At 67.6% G+C, this 18,938-nt stretch carries 19 protein-coding genes; 16 read left to right on the forward strand and 3 right to left on the reverse strand.

Annotated elements, in window-relative coordinates:
• Positions 1-69 precede the first annotated feature (69 nt).
• The gene (locus tag G6N67_RS21820; RefSeq protein WP_036428959.1) at positions 70-777 is read right to left on the reverse strand and encodes a (2Fe-2S)-binding protein; all 708 of its coding nucleotides are present in this window, start codon (positions 775-777) and stop codon (positions 70-72) included.
• Positions 778-900: 123 nt separating this feature from the next.
• Between G6N67_RS21820 and G6N67_RS21825 the strand changes: the two genes are divergently transcribed.
• The 15 genes from G6N67_RS21825 to G6N67_RS21895 all read left to right on the forward strand — a co-directional run bounded on the left by G6N67_RS21825 (position 901) and on the right by G6N67_RS21895 (position 16,172).
• Positions 901-1,341 carry a diol dehydratase small subunit gene (locus G6N67_RS21825; RefSeq protein ID WP_036434365.1) on the forward strand — a complete coding sequence of 147 codons (441 nt, stop codon included), beginning with the start codon at positions 901-903 and terminating at the stop codon, positions 1,339-1,341.
• Positions 1,342-1,351: 10 nt separating this feature from the next.
• Positions 1,352-3,067, forward strand: a complete 1,716-nt coding sequence (locus G6N67_RS21830) for a propanediol/glycerol family dehydratase large subunit (RefSeq protein WP_036428957.1) — start codon at positions 1,352-1,354, stop codon at positions 3,065-3,067.
• 1 nt (position 3,068) lies between these two features.
• Positions 3,069-3,650 (forward strand): propanediol/glycerol family dehydratase medium subunit, encoded by a 582-nt coding sequence (locus tag G6N67_RS21835; protein WP_036428956.1) that lies wholly within the window; start codon positions 3,069-3,071, stop codon positions 3,648-3,650.
• On the forward strand, positions 3,650-5,515 hold the full coding sequence (locus tag G6N67_RS21840; protein WP_036428955.1) for a diol dehydratase reactivase subunit alpha: 1,866 nt from the start codon (positions 3,650-3,652) through the stop codon (positions 5,513-5,515). The genes G6N67_RS21835 and G6N67_RS21840 overlap by 1 nt, the downstream gene beginning before the upstream one ends.
• Entirely contained in the window at positions 5,475-5,876 is a 402-nt protein-coding gene (locus G6N67_RS21845; RefSeq protein ID WP_081812397.1) for a glycerol dehydratase reactivase beta/small subunit family protein, read from the forward strand. The genes G6N67_RS21840 and G6N67_RS21845 overlap by 41 nt, the downstream gene beginning before the upstream one ends.
• A gap of 239 nt (positions 5,877-6,115) precedes the next feature.
• Positions 6,116-7,528, forward strand: coding sequence for an ethanolamine permease (gene eat, locus G6N67_RS21850; protein WP_036428953.1), 1,413 nt, complete (start codon positions 6,116-6,118; stop codon positions 7,526-7,528).
• 56 nt (positions 7,529-7,584) lie between these two features.
• A complete protein-coding gene (locus tag G6N67_RS21855; RefSeq protein WP_235750308.1) occupies positions 7,585-8,940 on the forward strand; it encodes an ethanolamine ammonia-lyase subunit EutB in 1,356 nt (451 codons plus the stop codon).
• On the forward strand, positions 8,937-9,722 hold the full coding sequence (gene eutC / locus G6N67_RS21860; RefSeq protein ID WP_036428950.1) for an ethanolamine ammonia-lyase subunit EutC: 786 nt from the start codon (positions 8,937-8,939) through the stop codon (positions 9,720-9,722). The genes G6N67_RS21855 and eutC overlap by 4 nt, the downstream gene beginning before the upstream one ends.
• Positions 9,719-10,987, forward strand: coding sequence for an HAD family hydrolase (locus G6N67_RS21865; protein WP_110798326.1), 1,269 nt, complete (start codon positions 9,719-9,721; stop codon positions 10,985-10,987). Before eutC ends, G6N67_RS21865 begins: the two co-directional genes overlap by 4 nt.
• 252 nt (positions 10,988-11,239) lie before the next feature.
• Entirely contained in the window at positions 11,240-11,683 is a 444-nt protein-coding gene (rplM, locus tag G6N67_RS21870) for a 50S ribosomal protein L13 (RefSeq protein WP_036428949.1), read from the forward strand.
• Positions 11,680-12,147 carry a 30S ribosomal protein S9 gene (rpsI, locus tag G6N67_RS21875; RefSeq protein ID WP_036428948.1) on the forward strand — a complete coding sequence of 156 codons (468 nt, stop codon included), beginning with the start codon at positions 11,680-11,682 and terminating at the stop codon, positions 12,145-12,147. Before rplM ends, rpsI begins: the two co-directional genes overlap by 4 nt.
• Positions 12,148-12,473: 326 nt before the next feature.
• On the forward strand, positions 12,474-12,905 hold the full coding sequence (locus tag G6N67_RS21880; protein WP_051578444.1) for a hypothetical protein: 432 nt from the start codon (positions 12,474-12,476) through the stop codon (positions 12,903-12,905).
• Between the two features lie 141 nt (positions 12,906-13,046).
• Entirely contained in the window at positions 13,047-14,384 is a 1,338-nt protein-coding gene (gene glmM, locus G6N67_RS21885; RefSeq protein ID WP_036428946.1) for a phosphoglucosamine mutase, read from the forward strand.
• 42 nt (positions 14,385-14,426) lie between these two features.
• Positions 14,427-14,732 carry a type VII secretion target gene (locus G6N67_RS21890; RefSeq protein ID WP_036428945.1) on the forward strand — a complete coding sequence of 102 codons (306 nt, stop codon included), beginning with the start codon at positions 14,427-14,429 and terminating at the stop codon, positions 14,730-14,732.
• A gap of 45 nt (positions 14,733-14,777) precedes the next feature.
• A complete protein-coding gene (locus tag G6N67_RS21895; RefSeq protein ID WP_197747927.1) occupies positions 14,778-16,172 on the forward strand; it encodes a hypothetical protein in 1,395 nt (464 codons plus the stop codon).
• Positions 16,173-16,176: 4 nt separating this feature from the next.
• On the opposite strand, the gene G6N67_RS21900 is transcribed toward G6N67_RS21895, so the two are convergent.
• Together G6N67_RS21900 and G6N67_RS21905 are read right to left on the reverse strand one after the other, a co-directional pair.
• The gene (locus G6N67_RS21900) at positions 16,177-17,217 is read right to left on the reverse strand and encodes an LLM class F420-dependent oxidoreductase (RefSeq protein ID WP_036428942.1); all 1,041 of its coding nucleotides are present in this window, start codon (positions 17,215-17,217) and stop codon (positions 16,177-16,179) included.
• Between the two features lie 48 nt (positions 17,218-17,265).
• Positions 17,266-18,147, reverse strand: a complete 882-nt coding sequence (locus tag G6N67_RS21905; protein ID WP_036428941.1) for a LysR family transcriptional regulator — start codon at positions 18,145-18,147, stop codon at positions 17,266-17,268.
• A 71-nt stretch (positions 18,148-18,218) separates the two neighbouring features.
• Between G6N67_RS21905 and G6N67_RS21910 the strand changes: the two genes are divergently transcribed.
• Positions 18,219-18,935, forward strand: a complete 717-nt coding sequence (locus tag G6N67_RS21910; protein ID WP_036428940.1) for an SDR family oxidoreductase — start codon at positions 18,219-18,221, stop codon at positions 18,933-18,935.
• The last annotated feature ends 3 nt before the right edge of the window (positions 18,936-18,938 follow it).

Raw genomic sequence — 18,938 nt, forward strand, 5'->3', positions numbered from 1 at the left:
AATCCGCCTCCGGCACAGGGCGGTCGTGCGTCCCTTCGGCGGCCATGTTGGTGTCGACGTCGAAATCGCCTAGTCCACCAGAACGCAATCGCCGCAGTACCCGGCGCCGGGCACCAGGTAGAACAGGCAACAGTTCCGGCGCCGGAACGTGCCATCGATGTGGGCGGCGGCACCGGCGAGCTGGTCGGTCGCCATGAGTGCGGCAATCAGGGCGCGGCCCGGCTGCTCACACTCGGGCCGGGTCTGCGACATCACCGTCACGGCGCCGTTGGCCGCCGATATCACGTTGCCCCACAACACCTGCGGTGAAAGCGCCGCACCTGAGCGCAGGGTGTCGTTGAGCGGCACGATCACTTCGTTGATCACCGAGCCGGTGATGGCCGCCGCGGCGTCGGCCGCATCCGACACCGGCAGCACGCGCGGCCGGGTCACCGCAAGCCGCGGCCGGTGCGACGAGTCTTGTTGCCAACGCAGGGTTTCGGCGTCGAGCACGGGGATCTTCGAGAGCGTCACCGCGGCGCCGACGACCGGCGAGAGAACCCGCGCGGCGATCGACAGGTGCACCGAGGAGGCCGCGGCCTTGACCGGCACGAGCGCCTCGTCGAGGCCGAATGCCGATGCGGTCGCGCGACGGGTGCGGGATGCGTATTCGGAAAGCGTCGCGGCGTCGGTGAGCAGGGTGGTGATCGGCAGCCAGGGGCCGTCCTCGGCGGCGGGCAGCGCGAAGTAATCGCCGAGCCCGGCGACCGCGTCGAGCAACGCAGCGGTGTCGTCCATCGTCGACACACGCTAGTCGCATTACGCAAGTACGGCTGACCTGCGACGCAACGGTGATGCAACGTGACGCAGCGCACAATCGAGGGTGCTTCGCGCCCGCAGCACATCAGTTGGGAGTCGTGTATGACAGAACCGGTCCTGGATCCGGCGGTGGATTACCCGCTGAGCCTCAATCGCAAGGATTTGCTTTCCACCCCCAACGGCAAGTCGATCGACGACATCACGATGGACGCGGTCATGTCGGGTGCGGTGCAGGCCTCGGATCTGCGGATCACGCCGCAGACCTTGCGCCTGCAGGCCCAGATCGCCGAGAAGGTCGGCCGCAGGCAGCTCGGCGCGAATCTTCGCCGCGCCGCCGAGATGACCGCCATCAGTGACGAGCGCGTCTTGCAGATCTACAACGCGTTGCGGCCCAACGCCTCCACGAAGCCCGAGCTGGACGCGATCGCCGACGAACTCGACACCCAGTACGGTGCGACGATGCTGGCCGCGCTCGTCCGTGAGGCCGCCGACGTCTACGAGCGCCGCGACATCTTGGCCACCAGCGAATCTACCGGCGAATAGGAGACATTCGGTGACGTCAGCAGCGTCAGGGAAACCGACAGTCCAGCGCAAGCAGTCGGAGCGCACCAAGGTTCTCGAGGACCGTCCGGTCAATCTCGACGGGTTCGTCGAGGAGTGGCCCGAGGTCGGGATGGTTGCGCTCGACAGCGCATTCGACCCGGCCCCGAGTGTGCGCGTGGCCGACGGGGTTATCGTCGAGATGGACGGCCGGGCTCGCGCCGATTTCGATTTCATCGACCAGTTCATCGCCGATCACGCGATCGACGTGGCCACCACCGAGCAGGCCATGGCGATCCCCGCGGTGGAGATCGCGCAGATGCTCGTGGACCCGCACGTGACCCGCGACCAGGTGATCGCCGTGACCGGCGGCCTGACCCCGGCCAAGCTGCTGGAAGTCGTCAAGACGATGAACATCGTCGAGATCATGATGGGCATGCAGAAGATGCGCGCGCGCCGGACCCCGGCGAATCAGGCGCACTGCACGAGCGCCCGAGACAATCCGCTGCAGGTGGCGTGCGAGGCCGCCGAGGCGTCGTTGCGCGGGTTCTCGGAAGTGGAAACGACTTTGGGTGTCGTGCGCTACGCGCCGCTGGTCGCGATGGCGCTGCAGATCGGGGCCCAGGTCGGCTGCGGCGGCAGGCTCACGCAGTGCGCGCTGGAAGAGGCCACCGAGCTCGAACTCGGCATGCGCGGCATCACGGCCTACGCCGAGACCATCTCGGTGTACGGTACCGAGTCGGTGTTCGTCGACGGTGACGACACCCCGTGGTCGAAGGCGTTCCTCGCGGCGGCCTACGCCTCGCGCGGCATCAAGATGCGATTCACCTCGGGCACGGGTTCCGAGGTGCAGATGGGCAACGCCGAGGGCCGGTCCATGCTGTACCTGGAGATCCGCTGCATCCTGGTGGCCAAAGGCGCAGGCGTGCAAGGGCTGCAGAACGGTTCGATCTCGTGTATCGGTGTGCCGGGCGCGGTGCCCGCCGGTATCCGCGCGGTGGCCGCCGAGAATCTCATCGCATCGGCCGTCGACCTGGAGTGCGCGTCGGGCAACGACCAGTCGTTCTCGCATTCCCCGATGCGGCGCACCGCCCGGTTGCTGCCGCAGATGATGCCCGGAACCGACTTCATCACGTCGGGCTACTCGGCGACACCCAACTACGACAACATGTTCGCCGGATCCAACGTCGACGCTGAGGATTTCGACGACTTCAACACCATCCAGCGCGATCTGCAGATCGACGGCGGATTGCGCCATGTCAACGAGGCCGAGATCCTCGCGGCCCGACACCGTGCCGGTAAGGCACTGCAGGCCGTGTTCAAATACCTTGATCTGCCCGCGATCTCCGACGCCGAGATCGAGGCCGCCACGTACGCGCACGGCAGCCGCGAGCTGATCCCGCGCGATGTGCTCGAGGATCTCAAGGGCGCACAGCAGGTGATGGAACGCAACGTGACCGGACTCGACCTGGTGAAGGCCCTCGAGTCGACCGGGTTCACCGACATCGCCGAGAACCTGCTCGCCGTGCTGCGGCAACGCGTTTCGGGCGACCTGCTGCACACGTCGGCGATCATGACCCGCGACCTCAAGCCGCTGTCGGCGGTCAACGACCGCAACGACTACGCGGGCCCCGGGACCGGCTATCGCCCTTCGGGTGAGCGCTGGGAAGAGATGAAGCGGCTACGGCACGTCACGAGCGCGGAGAACCCGGAAGAAGAGGTTCAGTGAGATGGCAGACAGGACAATCACTTTCACCGGTGAGACCGCGGCACAGCCGGGCACGCGTTCCGACGAGGTGGTGCTGGGCATCTCGCCGGCATTCGCCGACTTCTTCAGCCAGACCATCATCGGTCTCTCGCACGCCGACGTGATCCGCCAGATCCTGGCAGGCATCGAGGAGCAGGAGGTCACGGCGCGCTGCATCCGGGTCCGGCACAGCAGCGACCTGGCCGTGGTGGCCCACACCGCGGCCAAACTCTCCGGATCTGGCATCGGGATCGGCATCCTGTCGCGCGGTACGTCGATGATCCACCAGCGCGACCTGCCCAGGCTGTCGAGCCTCGAGCTGTTTCCGCAGAGCCCGCTGATGACGTTGGAGACCTACCGCAGCATCGGGTCGAACGCCGCGCAGTACGCGAAAGGCGAGTCGCCCGAGCCTGTTCCCACTCTCAACGATCAGATGGCTCGGCCTCGGTGGCAGGCCAAGGCCGCGCTGCTGCACCTCAAGGAGACCGAGCAGATCCGCAAGCAGGCCAAGCCTGTCGAGGTGGTGGCGGAGTTCGCGCAACCTTCGGGGGCGTTGGGTAGTTGATGACGAGAACCGTTGTCGGCGTCGACATCGGTAATTCGACGACGGAGGCCAGCGCCGCGGTGATCGAACCCGACGGTTCGGTGGCTTACCGCGGTGCGGCGCTGACCGCCACGACCGGGGTCAAGGGCACGCCGCGCAACGTCGACGGGGTGGCCGATGCGGTGGCACGTGCGCTGGGCACGGCCGGAATCGCGCTCGCGCAGCTCGATGTCGTCCTGCTCAACGAGGCCACCCCGGTGATCAGCGGTCTGGCGATGGAGACCATCACCGAGACCATCATCACCGAATCGACCATGATCGGCCACGATCCGCGCACACCGGGTGGGCGCGGACTCGGCGTCGGAACCACGGTCGCCTTCGGCTCGCTCGCCCAAACGCGTCCGGGTGACAAGGTGATCGTCGTCGTGCCCAAGGGCGTCGATTTCGAGGACACCGCGCAGGGCATCAACGCCGCCGTGCGACGCGGGGTCGACGTGGCCGCCGCGATTCTCGGCAACGACGATGCCGTCCTGGTGGTCAACCGGCTCGACTCGGCGGTCCCGGTCATCGACGAGGTGTCGCGGATCGAGGCGGTGCCGCTGGGCATGCTCGCGGCCGTCGAGGTGGCCGGGCCCGGCCAGACCATCCGCACGCTGTCCAATGCCTATGGGCTGGCGACCATTTTCGAGCTCGACGCGGCCGCGACCCGGGTGGTCTCGCCCGTGGCCAGGGCCTTGACGGGTAACCGGTCGGCAGTCGTGGTGCGCACTCCCGCGGGTGATGTGGCCGACCGCACGATAGCCGCGGGATCGCTGTCGTTTGAGGGAGCACGTAAGCGAGCGACCGTGGACGTGTCGGGCGGCGCCGCGGAGATCATGGCCGCTGTCGAACGGGTCGGTCCACTGCTCGACGTGGCGGGGGAGCCGGGCACAAACACCGGTGGGATGATCGCGAACGTGCGCCAGAGCATGGCCGACCTGTCCGGTCACGCCACCGCCGACGTGCGCATCCAAGATCTGCTTGCGGTCGACACGTTTGTGCCACAGGAGGTTCGGGGCGGCGTCGCGGGCGAGGTCGCCCTGGAGAACGCGGTCGCGCTGGCAGCGATGGTGCGCACCAAGGACAGCGTCATGCAGGCCGTCGCCGACGCGGTGGCCGACCGGCTCCGTGCTGACGGCGCGCCCGGCGTGCGGGTGATCGTCGGCGGCGTCGAGGCGGAGATGGCCGTGCGGGGTGCCCTGACGACACCGGGGACCGACAAACCACTGGTGGTACTCGACCTCGGTGGCGGTTCGACCGACGCCGCACTGATCGAGGCCGACGGCACGATCGCGGCCGTCCATCTGGCCGGAGCGGGGGATCTGGTCACCAAGCTCATCGACGCCGAACTGGGACTCGACAACCTCGAACTGGCCGAGGACGTCAAGAGGTTCCCACTGGGCAAGGCCGAGAGCTTCTTTCATGTGCGGCTGGAGAACGGTACCGTGCAGTTCTTCGAGACGCCTTTACCCACAACGGCCTTCGCGAGGGTCGTCACGCTGGCTGAGCACGGCATGAACCCGATACCGACCCGGCACACCATGGACCGCATCAGGATGGTGCGCCGTGGCGCGAAAGAGCGTGTGTTCGTGGTCAATGCGCTACGCGCGCTGAAGGCCATCGCGCCCGCCGGTGATCTGCGGCAGATCGGCTTCGTCGTGCTGCTCGGTGGGTGTGCCCTCGATTTCGAGATACCCGAACTCATCGCCGACGCCCTGGCGTCCTACGGAATCGTCTGTGGTACAGGGAATGTCCGCGGCACCGAGGGCCCCCGCAATGCGGTGGCGTCCGGATTGGTCGCCGCACATGCGACCGCCCAACTTGCGGGGTCTGCCGTTGGCGCATGACAGTGGCCGACCTGAGCGACCCGCGATCGTGATCGTCAGCGCGGCCGGCGGGGCGGCCGAGCGCGAGGTCGCCGCGGGGATCGAGGAGGAAGGCGTTCCCTACGTCGTCCGTCGAGACGAAATCGACGTGTCGGCAATCGATCTGGCACGCAGTGCTGCGCTACGCTCGCCCCTGGGTGTCGGCGTGGGCGTGGACGCTCGCGGTGAGGTGTGGGTGCACCACGCGAAACTCGCCGAACCGCTGGTCGAGCTGGGTTCTGGTGGTGTCGCCGACGCCGATGTCGCGCGGATGCTCGGACATCACGCGGCACGGATCGTGGTCGGGCTTCCGCTCAAGCCGGATAACCGATCTCGCGAATAACCCGCCAGGGGTAGACACGGCGGCCATCTCCGGCGATACTTCTCTATCAAAGGTTGAGAAACCGACCTTTAGGCTTACCGGCGGGGCGGGAAGCCGAAGGTGAAAGCCTGGTGGCCACGACCAAAAGGTCGGTTACCGCTTTCAGGTCAGCCGTGGCTGGCATGTGCGGAAGCATCGTCGCTCCGCATCCGCGTCGTTGACACGTCGAACGCAAAGCATTGCAAATAAAGGAGTTTGAAGTGGCCGGTGTCGAAGAACACCTCGAGTCCGCAGCGTATCTGCAGAAACGTCAGTTGAAATCGGGCAGCGCCGGGTGGTTGCTGCTGGCCGGCCTCGGGGTCAGCTACGTGGTGTCCGGTGACTACTCCGGATGGAACTTCGGCCTGGCGCAGGGGGGCTTCGGCGGCCTGGCCATCGCGGCCGTCGTGATCGCAGGCATGTACCTGGCGCTGGTCCTCGGCATGGCCGAGCTGTCGTCGGCGCTGCCCGCGGCGGGTGGCGGCTACACGTTCGCCCGCCGCGCGTTGGGCCCGTGGGGCGGGTTCGCCACCGGCACGGCGATCCTCATCGAGTACTCGATCGCGCCCGCGGCCATCGCGACGTTCATCGGCGCCTACGTCGAATCGCTGGGGTTGTTCGGCATCACCAACGGGTGGTGGGTCTATCTGGCGGCCTATGCGTTGTTCATCGGGATCCACCTCTCGGGTGTCGGTGAGGCGCTCAAGGTGATGTTCGTGATCACCGCCATCGCCCTGGTCGGCCTGGTGGTCTTCGCCGTCGCGGCGATCGGCCACTTCGACGTCGCCAACCTGACCAACATCGCGGTGGACTCAGGCGCTGCCGGTGCCTCGGAATTCCTGCCGCACGGCTACCTCGGCATCTGGGCCGCCATCCCGTTCGCCATCTGGTTCTTCCTCGCGGTCGAGGGCGTGCCGCTGGCCGCCGAGGAAACCGCCAATCCGGAGCGCAACGTGCCACGCGGCATCATCGCGGCCATCGCGGTGCTGCTCGTGAGCTGCGCGGTGGTGCTGGTGCTGACCACCGGAGCCGGTGGCGCCGAAGAGATGTCGGACTCCGGCAACCCGTTGGTCGAGGCCCTCGGTGACGGCACGGCGGCCAAGCTGGTCAACTACATCGGCCTGGCGGGCCTCATCGCAAGCTTCTTCTCGATCATCTACGCCTACTCGCGCCAGCTGTTCGCGCTGTCGCGGGCTGGTTACCTGCCGACCGCCCTGTCGGTGACCAACTCGCGTAAGGCACCGACGCTGGCGCTCATCATCCCCGGCATCATCGGCTTCATCCTGTCGCTGACCGGGCAAGGTGCCCTGCTGCTCAACATGGCCGTGTTCGGCGCCGCGCTGAGCTATGTATTGATGATGATCAGCCACATCGTGCTGCGGGTCCGCGAACCCAACATGCCGCGGCCCTACCGCACCCCGGGTGGCGCCATCACCACGGGCTTCGCGCTCGTCATCGCGGTGCTGGCCGTGATCGCGACGTTCCTGGTGGATCCGGTCGCCGCAGGGTGGTGCCTGGCCGTGTTCGCCGGCTTCATGGTCTACTTCGCGGTCTACAGCCGCCACCGCCTGGTGGCCAACTCGCCCGACGAAGAGTTCGCGATGCTCGCCCAGGCCGAGAGCGAATTGAAGTGATTTACCGCCAACAGGTTTCGGGCGTGACATACACGTTCGACGGGCTCGTCGAGGTGATGGCCAAGGCCACCCCGTTGCGCTCGGGCGATCAGCTGGCGGGCTGCGCGGCCGAGCACGACGGTGAACGGGCGGCGGCCGCCTGGGTGCTCGCCGACCTGCCGCTCGAGGTCTTCCTCAACGAGGAGATCGTCCCGTACGACACCGATGAGGTCACCCGGCTGATCATGGACAGCCATGACCGCCAAGCCTTTTCGGCGATCTCCCACCTGACCGTCGGCGGGCTGCGGGACTGGCTGATGGACACCGCGGCGCACGATCACAGCGCCGAGCGGCTCGCGGCCGTCGCGCCAGGGCTGACGCCGGAGATGGTCGCCGCGGTCAGCAAGATCATGCGCAACCAGGATCTGATCGCGGTGGCGGCCGCCGCCCAGGTGACAGCGGCGTTCCGGACCACCATCGGTGCCCGCGGCACCCTGGCCACGCGGTTGCAGCCCAACCATCCCACCGACGATCCCCGTGGCATCGCCGCCGCGGTGCTCGACGGGCTGCTGCTGGGCTGCGGTGATGCGGTGATCGGGATCAACCCGGCCACCGATTCGCCGCAGGCCACCGCCGACCTGCTGTACCTGCTCGACTCGATCCGCACGCGCTACGACATCCCGGCCCAGTCCTGCGTGCTGTCCCACGTCACCACCACGATCGGGCTGGTCGAGGCCGGCGCGCCCGTGGATCTGATGTTCCAGTCCATCGCGGGCACCGAGGGCGCCAATTCGGCGTTCGGGGTGAACCTGGCGTTGTTGCGGGAAGGCAACGAAGCTGCGCGCAGTCTGCGCCGCGGCACGGTCGGCGACAACGTGATGTACCTGGAGACCGGGCAGGGCTCGGTGCTGAGCTCGGGTACGCACCTCGGCGTCGGTGGCAAGCCGGTGGACCAGCAGACCCTGGAGGCCCGCGCCTACGCGGTGGCTCGCGATCTGCAGCCGTTGCTGGTCAACACCGTCGTCGGCTTCATCGGCCCGGAGTACCTCTACGACGGCAAGCAGATCATCCGGGCCGGCCTGGAAGACCACTTCTGCGGCAAGCTGCTGGGCCTGCCGATGGGCGTGGATGTCTGCTACACCAACCACGCCGAGGCCGACCAGAACGACATGGACACACTGCTGACGCTGTTGGCCGCGGCGCAGGTGGCGTTCGTGATCACCGTGCCGGGCGCCGACGACGTGATGCTGGGCTACCAGAGCCTGTCGTTCCACGACGTGCTGACCACGCGGCGCACCCTCGGCCTGCGGCCCGCCCCCGAGTTCGAGGCCTGGCTGCGCAAGGTCGGGATGGTCGACGATTCCGGCAAGCTCACGCCGTTCGACCTGGAGAGTTCGGTGCTGCGGTCACTCACGTCGGCGGAGGCGCCATGACCACCAATGATGTTGCAGTTCAGGAGTTCTGGGATGAGTTGCGCAAGACCACCCAGGCCAGGATCGGGTTGGGCCGCGCGGGCAACGCGCTGCCCACCCGGCGTGTGCTGGAACTCGCCGCCGCGCACGCTGCCGCGCGCGACGCCGTCCACATCCCACTGGACGTCGAACAACTCGCCGCGCAGGTGCGGGAGATCGGGATCGGCGAACCGGTGCTGGCCACCAGCCGGGCCACTTCCCGCGACGAATATCTGCGCCGGCCGGACCTCGGACGGCAACCCTCAGAGCACATGGCGATCCCCGCGTCAGGCGCGGACATCGGCTTCATCCTCGCCGACGGATTGTCACCGACTGCGCTCAACCACCACGGCGCGGCGCTGCTCGCCGAACTCGTGGCGCAGTTGCGCGAGCGGTACACGTTGGCACCGCCGGTGATCGCCACGCAGGCCAGAGTGGGGCTGGGCGATCACATCGGCGCGGCCGCACGGGTACGTACGTTGCTCGTCATCATCGGCGAACGGCCCGGCCTGAGCGTCGCCGACAGCCTCGGCATCTACCTGACGCACCTGCCCCAACCCGGGCGCACCGACGCCGACCGCAACTGCATCTCCAACATCCACCCGCCCGACGGCCTCGGATACGTCGAAGCGGCGCGGGTGGCCGCCGGGCTCGTCGAAGGTGCTCTCGCACTGGGCCGCTCGGGCGTCGACCTGAAGGACACCTCACGAACCGCAGCGCTGGGGCCGACCAGCGTCGCCCAACTGAACCAGGGAGTTTCATGACCGCGCGCGCCGTGCTGTCCGTGCTCGCCGCTGCCACCTTCGTCCTCGCGGGCTGCGGTGGAAATGACAATCAGCAGGCCACATCGCAAGGTGCGCAGGCCGAGTCGGGCTGCCGCACGCTGGCCGCCGATCCCGGCTGGTACGGCGACAACCGCGACCGCATCGACAAGCTCATCGGTGAGCTGGGCACGTGCGGTGCCAACGGCTCGGTGGCCGACGGTGCACCGCTGGCGCTGTTCGACTGGGACAACACGATGGTCAAGAACGACATCGGCGACGCGACGTTCTTCTGGATGGTGCGCAACGGCAAACTGCGCGCGCCCGCGGGCGGAGACTGGGCGAGCACGAGCCCGTATCTCACACCGCAGGCGGCCACGGCGCTCGCCAAGGCGTGTGCAACTGCCAAACCCGGCCAACCGATGCCGACCGACACCGACACCGGCTGCGCCGACGAGCTGGTGTCGGTCTACACCGACGGCGAGACCCGTGCCGACGAGCCCGCGTTCGCCGGATTCAACGCCCGCAGGTTCGAGCCGTCGTATGCGTGGGCCGCGCAGATGCTCGCGGGCTGGCGTGAATCCGAGCTGACCGGGTTCGCCGAGGCGGCCCGCCGGGAGAACCTCGACGCGCCGGAGGGGGCCGAGCAGAAGGTCGGCAGCGACGACGAAACCGGGTGGGTGCGTTATTACCCGCAGATGCGTGATCTGGTGGAGGCGTTGCGCGCCAACGGTTTCGACGTCCGGATCATCTCGGCGTCGGCTGAGCCGGTGGTCCGGGTGTGGGCAGCCGACCTCGGATTCACGCCCGACAAGGTGATGGGTGTGCGGACCGAGCGCGACGGCGACGTGCTGACGTCGAAGCTCGTGCCGTGTGGCGGCGAGACCGCGATCCCGTACATCGAGGGCAAGCGCTGCCGCGTCAACGAAGAGGTCTTCGGGGTCGAGGGCGCCGCGGCCTTCGAGCAGCAACCCGAACCGAAGCGCGCTGCGTTTGCCGCTGGGGACTCCGACACCGACGTCACATTCCTCAGCGATGCCACCGGGCTGCGCCTCGTGCTCAACCGGCAGAAGACCGAGTTGATGTGCACGGCCTACGACAACTCCGACGGCCGTTGGCTGGTCAACCCCATGTTCATCAAGCCGATGGACAAGGGCGACACCTATGACTGCGCGACCGAGGGCTATATAGAACCGAGCGGCAAGGAAGCGCCTCTGCACCGCGCCGACGGCAGCGTCGTCCCTGATCAGGAGGATCGCGTCTCGTGACCTGACGCCGACTCGACGAACGTGAACAAGATTGCGAGATTTCTGGAGATCCTCGCCATCTTGTTCACACTGGGCGCCTGCCCGGCAGTCACAAGGGCGTTTTGACCTGCATGGACGACGACCGGTAAGCTGCTCCGTTGGTGTGCGCTGCCCTGATCAGGGGCATGCAGTTCCGGGTCAATGTCGGTCGCCGGGACATCGTAGTGCGCTCGCCTGACCGGCAACCCAACCCGAGAAGAGAAGGTAAGCACTGTGCCTACTTACACGCCGAAGGCGGGTGACACCACGCGTCAGTGGTATGTCATCGACGCCCAAGACGTGGTGCTCGGCCGGCTCGCCGTGGCAGCTGCCAATCTGCTGCGCGGCAAGCACAAGCCGACATTCACGCCCAATGTCGACGGCGGCGATTTCGTCATCGTCATCAATGCCGAGAAGGTCGCCCTCAGCGGCGACAAGCTCACCAACAAGTTCGCTTACCGCCACTCGGGTTACCCCGGCGGCCTGCGCAAGCGCACCATCGGTGAGCTGTTGGAGAAGCACCCGACCCGCGTCGTCGAGAACGCGATCGTCGGCATGATTCCGCACACCAAGCTCGGTCGGCAGATCCAGAAGAAGCTCAAGGTGTACGCGGGCCCGGATCATCCGCACGCCGCGCAGCAGCCGGTTCCGTACGAGATCAAGCAGGTGGCGCAGTGACCGAAGTGACGGAAACCGAAGTCGTGACCGAAGACGTCGCCAGTGAGGTCGCCGAGCACCGCGAGCCGGTGATCATCGACCGCCCGATCCAGACCGTCGGCCGCCGCAAGGAGGCCGTGGTGCGGGTGCGCCTGGTGCCCGGCACCGGTCAGTTCAACCTGGACGGCCGCACGCTGGAGAACTACTTCCCGAACAAGGTGCACCAGCAGCTGATCAAGGCTCCGCTGGTCACCGTCGATCGGCTCGAGCAGTTCGACATCTACGCCCACCTCGATGGTGGCGGCCCGTCCGGTCAGGCCGGCGCGCTGCGCCTGGCGATCGCCCGTGCCCTCATCCTGGTGCAGCCGGAGGACCGGCCCGCACTGAAGAAGGCGGGCTTCCTGACGCGTGACCCGCGTGCCATCGAGCGCAAGAAGTACGGCCTCAAGAAGGCCCGCAAGGCTCCGCAGTACAGCAAGCGCTGATCTGCTCAGCTTTCACAACCGCCGAGCGTGCATTCCGCACGCTCGGCGGTTTTTTATTTTCCACCACACGCGGCGCTGACAGTTATTTCGGCCGTCTGCGTCAGCGCATTTCACTGGGGGGCCGACCATTTCGAAGGCAAATATCTGAGAAAGCTCTTAGATCTCCGATTATTAAATTTTGGTTTGACTTTCCGGTGAAAAGTGGAAAACCCTGGGGTCGGAGCGGGGGCACCGCGGCGTGTCCGGACAGACCGATTCTGTCCCCGGTGCGAGTCAGTCAGCTCGTTGGGGGATTGGGCCGCTTCCTGACTGAAAGGAACCGATTGATGAAGATCAGTACGTTCAAGCGAGTGACCGTCGGCACCGCCCTCGGCGGGGCTTTGCTCCTGTCGGCCGGGATGGGGCTGGCCAACGCGGAGGCCAGGGACGGCCAGGTCGACGTCGTCGTCGGCACCGCGGGTGTGCTCGAGGATGTTCCCATCGGCGCGGCCGCACAGGTTGCCGCCAACCTGTGTGATCGTCCCGATGCCCAGGTCACCCCGGTGGCCCAGGATGTCGACGTCAACGGCACTCAGCAGAACGTCTGCTCGGGCACCGTCGGCGCCATCGACCTGCGCCAGAACGACGCCGGCAGTGCCGAGGGCGCCGCCGAGGAGCAGGAGGGCACCGCTCAGGGCACCGAGACCACCTCGCCCAGCACGTCCGCTGCGCCCACCACGACCACGGCTCCGGCGCACGCTCCGGCCAACGCCGGATAACTCGGCATCGGCCGCTGTCCGCGCCGTCTCGGTGCGGACAGCGCGCCGCTGAGATCTCGCTTCGGTACCCATTGAGCGGCGACACGGCTACTGAGGTGGTCAGTTGGCTCTTTGGGCACTATTTGTGAGAAGTTTGTCCGCATGGCTCGACTGTTCGGCACCGACGGGGTGCGTGGGGTCGCCAACCGCGATCTCACCGCTGAGCTGGCGCTGGCACTCGGTTCGGCTGCGGCCCGTCGGCTCGGATCGATCGGATCTGCGCGGCGCCGGGTGGCCGTCGTCGGGCGTGATCCCCGGGCCAGCGGCGAGATGCTCGAAGCCGCGGTGATCGCCGGTCTCACCAGCGAAGGTGTCGACGCGCTGCGCGTCGGTGTGCTGCCCACGCCCGCGGTGGCCTACCTGACCAGCGCGTATGACGCCGAATTCGGTGTCATGATCTCTGCGTCGCACAACCCGATGCCCGACAACGGCATCAAGATCTTCGGTCCCGGTGGCCACAAGCTCGACGACGCCACCGAGGATCGCATCGAGGAGCTCGTCAATTCGGGTCCGGGCAGCCGGCCGACCGGTGTGGGCATCGGACGCGTGCTGGACGCCGAAGACGCACTCGATCGCTACCTGCGCCATGCCGGCAAGGCGGTGACCACGCGGCTCGAGGGCCTGACGGTGGTCGTCGACTGTGCGCACGGTGCGGCGTCGACCGCGGCGCCGCGGGCCTACCGGGCCGCGGGGGCCAACGTCATCGCCATCAATGCCGAACCCAACGGCCTCAACATCAACGACCGGTGCGGCTCGACACACATGGATGTACTTCGGACCGCGGTGCTCGAATACGGCGCCGATCTCGGTCTGGCTCATGACGGCGACGCGGACCGCTGTCTGGCCGTGGACGCCGCGGGCCGGATCATCGACGGAGACGCGATCATGGTGGTGCTCGCGTTGGCGATGCAGGAAGCCGACGAGCTCGCCTCGAACACCCTGGTGGCGACCGTCATGAGCAATCTGGGTCTGCACCTGGCGATGCGGGAGGCCGGCATCGAGGTCCGCACCACGGGTGTCGGCGACCGCTATGTGCTCGAGGAACTGCGGGCGGGTGAATTCTCGCTCGGCGGTGAACAATCCGGCCACATCGTGATGCCGGGCCTGGGAACCACCGGCGACGGGATCGTCACGGGCTTGCGCCTGATGTCGCGGATGGCGCAGACCCGATCGTCGCTGGCCGCGTTGGCGGCGCCCATGCAGACTCTCCCGCAGGTGCTGATCAATGTGGAAGTGGCCGACAAGGCGACTGTCGCCCAGGCGCCTTCGGTGCAGTCCGCGGTCGCGGCGGCAGAGGCCCAGCTCGGCGACACCGGGCGAATCCTGTTGCGGCCCTCCGGCACTGAGCAGGTGGTGCGGGTGATGGTCGAAGCGGCCGATGAGGACACCGCGCGGCAGGTGGCCGTGCGGGTTGCGGAGTCGGTCAGCAAGCAATCCTGATCAACCCGGAACCAGATCGGGTTCCGGCGCGTCTAAACCGGCATGGGACACGTTGACGCGGCGCGAATCGACGTTGCGGCGTTACTGCAGCTGGCGGGGGAGTACGACGCGGTCGCCGACATGGTCGACGCTGCCGCCCGCGCACGCCTGAACGGCACGGTGTTCGACGGTGCGACGGCCGGCCGGGCGCACACCCACCACGGCGACGCCGTGCGACTGGCCGTGGACGATCTCACCGATGTCTTGCGGGAATGGGCGCGGTCAGCACGCGAGATTGCCACGGCGGTGCGGACTTCCGCCGATCGCTACGTCGTCGCCGATGCGCACGCATCGAACCGGGTGGGCTGACCGGTGCTACAAGATCACGACGTTAGTTCGCGTTTGGCGCAAGGGTTGCCCGCTGTCGACACCATTGCCGAATATGTCTGGGCCAGTGCCCTGCTCGGCTACCAGCAGGCCGGTCTGACCGGGCAACCCGGCGACGTGCACGGCTGGTACACCACCGAAGACGGGCTCGATCTGCGTGCGCTCGGGGCTGACTGCACGGCGTTGACGTCAGTCGTGGCGTCGGCGGATGAGGCAGCGCGGCGGCAGGATGATCAGTTGCGTCTGCTCCCGGAGGTCTGGCAGGGCACCGCGGCGCAGTCCTCTCGTGAATTCCTGACGCGTCATGCCGCGACTTCGGGGCACGCGGTCGCCGCACTCCGATCGGCCGCGGACACCCTGGCGCAATTGCGGGACAGCCTGTGGCGGGCAGTCGACCGCAAGGTCGAGGCCACGCTCGAGATCGAGGGCCGCAGTGCACCGCAGCGCGCCGCCTGGCTCGCGGCCGCGCGGACCGTGCGGACCGGCATCGGGGATCGCGATACCGCCAGCGAACTGATCGACCAAGAGGTCAAGCCGTTTGTGGCCAACGACATCGGGGGCGACTGGCTGGCGGCGATGCGGGCCGCGGCCGCGGCGGTCGCCGGCGCGTACGACGACGCGGTGGCGGCCCTGCGGTCAGGACCGGTGGCGGCATTCGCCGTGCCGGGGGAGTTGGGGCCCGTGTGGACGCCGCCGCGGAACACCGGTTCAGCCCCGCCGGTCGGCCCGGCGGCGCCGGCTTCGGGGGCTTTCGGTGCGCCGGCGTCGTACCATCCGGCGGCTGCCGCAGTGCCGGCGTTTTCACCTGCCGCACAGTCGATCCCACCTGCCCCGGCCACGACGAACCCCGCGCCGACGCTGCCGGCGGCAGCACCGCTGGATCCTGCCGACCCGGTGGTTCCGCCCGCCGCACCGCCGTTGTCCGGTTCCGGGGCCGCGCCCGGACTGGCAGGTGGACTGCCCGATCTCGGTGGCGGATTGTCCGGCACCGGGCTCTCGGGTCTCGGACAGCAACTGGCCGACATGTTCGGTGGTTTGATCGGTTCCGCTGGTGATGCCACACCGCCCGACCTGGAGGATCCGTTCGACGAGACCGATGTCGACGGTGATCTCGATGAGGAGCCTGAAGACACTGCGCAGGAGGAGGATCCGGAGGACGAGGGCGAGGACGGGGACGTTACGGAGGACAAGGAAGCTGCTGAGGACGGCGAGCCCGGCGAGCCGCCGGCTGTAGGCGATGAGGAGGCACCCGCGGAGGTTCCCGCCGACGAGGAGGCGGAGCCTGTTGCCGCGCCTGTGGTAGTCGCACCGGCGGAGACCGTGCCACCACCTCCAGTGGCCGAACCGCAAGCAGCCCAAGAGATTCCCGGGCGGACACCGTGCGAGATCGCTGCCGACGAACTACCGCAGGTCGGTGGCTGACGGGCTAACCGCTCAACGACACCAGTTCTTCGCAGAACCGCACAGTCTCGGTATCGGAGGTGGCAAGCGGGTGCACCAGCAGCGTCGTCACGCCGGCTTCGGCGTAGGCGGCGAGCCGTTCCTTGACGAATCCCCTGGACCCGACCAGCGACACGTTGCGCACCAACTCGTCGGGCACGGCATCGATGGCCTCGGCCTTGCGTCCCGCCAGATACAGATCCTGAATGCGGTCGGCCACTTCGCCGAATCCGTACCGGGTGGCCAGGTTGTGGTAGAAGTTCTTGCCGCGCGCACCCATGCCGCCGATATACAGCGCCAGTTGAGGTTTCGCCCAGGCGAGCCGGTCATCGACATCGTCGCCGATCGCCAGGCTTGCGCTGACCATCACGTCGAGCGGTCCGAGTGCTGGATCGCGCTTCGTGATCCCGGCGCGCAGCGCGTCACCCCACACCGCGTCGGCCTTCTCGGGGTGGTAGAACACGGGTTGCCAGCCCTCGGCGATCTCCGCGGTCAGTTCGACGTTCTTGGGCCCGAGGGCCGCGATGGTGATCGGAATGCGTTCGCGTACGGGGTGATTGATGAGATGGAGTGACTTGCCCAGGCCCGTGCCGCGGCCGGCGGGCAACGGCAACTGGTAGTGCTTGCCGGTGTAGTCGACGTTCTCGCGGCGCCAGATCTGACGGCAGATGTCGACCACTTCACGGGTTCGGCCCAACGGGGCGTCGAACGGTACGCCGTGGAATCCCTCCATCACCTGCGGGCCGGATGTGCCGATGCCGAGCCGGAACCGGCCGTCGGACACGTAGTCCATTCCGGCCGCGGTCATCGCCATGAGCGACGGCGTGCGGGTGTAGATCGGTACGACGCCGGTGCCGAGTTCGATCGTCGAGGTCTTGGCGGCCAGATAGCCCAGCTGGCTGATCGCGTCATAGGAGTAGGCCTCGGCCACCAGTGCGATGTCGACACCGACCTTCTCCAGTTCGACGACCTGGTCGGCGGCTTCCTTGAAACCGCCCGCATAGCTCAGAAAGATGCCCGTCCGCATTGAGGAGTTATATCACGATCAACCGGTTGGTTGGGATGTCGTCAGGCATCAGATCGTCTCGTCCCGGCATTCCAGTGCGATCCTCACGAACTCGTCCCGGAGTGGGTTGTCGGCGGCTGTATCCCAGATCAGCGTCACCCGCCCAGGTTCGAGATCCTCGATCGGGACCGCACAGACATCCGGACGCCGGTAGTACGCGGTGGTGGACCGCGGCAGGATGACGAAACCGTCACGCGCGGCGACGTGTTCGAGCTTGTCTTCGACCGTGCGGACCACGCTGCGCGGTGGCGCCCAGCGTTGATCGGCCACGGCCGCGGACTGCCATCCCGGAACCATCGCGGGGTCGGGCATCAGCAGCACCCTGGAGGCCAGGTCGGCGAGCCGCAGCGACGTGCGCGTCGCCAGCGGGTCGTCGGCTGGCAGCACCGCATCCATGGGCTCTTCGAGCAGCGGCGCGGCGCCGAGCCCGCGATGGTCCACCGGTTCGCGCGCGTACACCACGTCGAGCTCGCCTGAGCGCACCAGGTCGACCTGCTCGTGCCAGCGGATCTGGCGCACGATCGCCCGACGCTGCGGACCGGCGGCCTCGAACGCCGACGCGGCTGCCGTCGCGCGCAGACCGGGCATCACTCCGACCGTCACGGTCACGGGCTGTGCAGCGGCCCGGGACAGCCGCTGCCGCAGTCCTTTTGCCTCGTCCAGCAGAACCTTGGCGTCTTGCAGGAGTTGGGTTCCGGCGGCGGTCAGTTGGGTGCCGGTGGAATTCCGCACCAACAGCTGGACACCGAGTTCGTTCTCGAACGCGCGGATCTGCCGCGACAGCACCGGCTGGGCGATGTGCAGGCGCTCTGCGGCCCGGCCGAAGTTCAGTTCCTCGGCGACTGCGACGAAGTAGCGCAGCTTGCGCAGGTCAAGGTCCGCCGTGCTCATACCGAGAGGGTATCGCCGTTCGACGAAAAGGGTCTTGGACGAAGCACCTGCGCCGGATTCACAGTGGTTTCATGAACCTCAAGAACGCACGGATCCTGGTCATCGGCGGCACCTCCGGCATCGGTCTCGGAGTGGCGGCCGCGGTCGCGGATCGCGGTGGCATCCCGATTGTGGTGTCGCGCAATCAATCCAACGTCGAGCGCGCCCTGGCCGGCCTGCCCACGCACGCGCGCGGCGCCACAGTCGACCTCAGTGACCCGGCGGATCTCAGCCGCCTCGCCGACGAGGTCGGGCAGATCGAGCACCTGGTCTTCACCGCGGGCGAGCCGCTGACGATGGTCGGATTCGCCGACCTGACCGCCGAGACGATCACCGAGTTCATCGGCACCAGGTTCATCGGCCAACTGCAGGTGATCCGGGAGTTCGCGCCGCGGATCACCGAGGGCGGATCCGTCACCCTCACCAGCGGAACGGCTGCCGAGAAACCGGGCTTGGGGGTGCTGCCCACCGCGGTCTGCGGTGCGATCAACGCCATGACGCGAGCGCTTGCCGTCGAGCTCGCACCGTTGCGCATCAATGCCGTCGCGCCCGGCCCGATCGAGACGCCGCTGTGGTCGGCGTTCGGTGAAGCCGACCGGGACGCCGTGTACGAGCAGTTCGCACGCAATCTGCCGGTGGGCCGCATCGGCGAGGTGACGGACACGGCGCTGGCCTATGTGTACTGCATGGAACAGGAATTCGGCACGGGCGTCGTGCTCACGGTCGACGGCGGCACCACTCTGGTCTGATCC

Source organism: Mycolicibacterium mageritense, from assembly GCF_010727475.1.
GTDB classification, from domain to species: domain Bacteria; phylum Actinomycetota; class Actinomycetes; order Mycobacteriales; family Mycobacteriaceae; genus Mycobacterium; species Mycobacterium mageritense.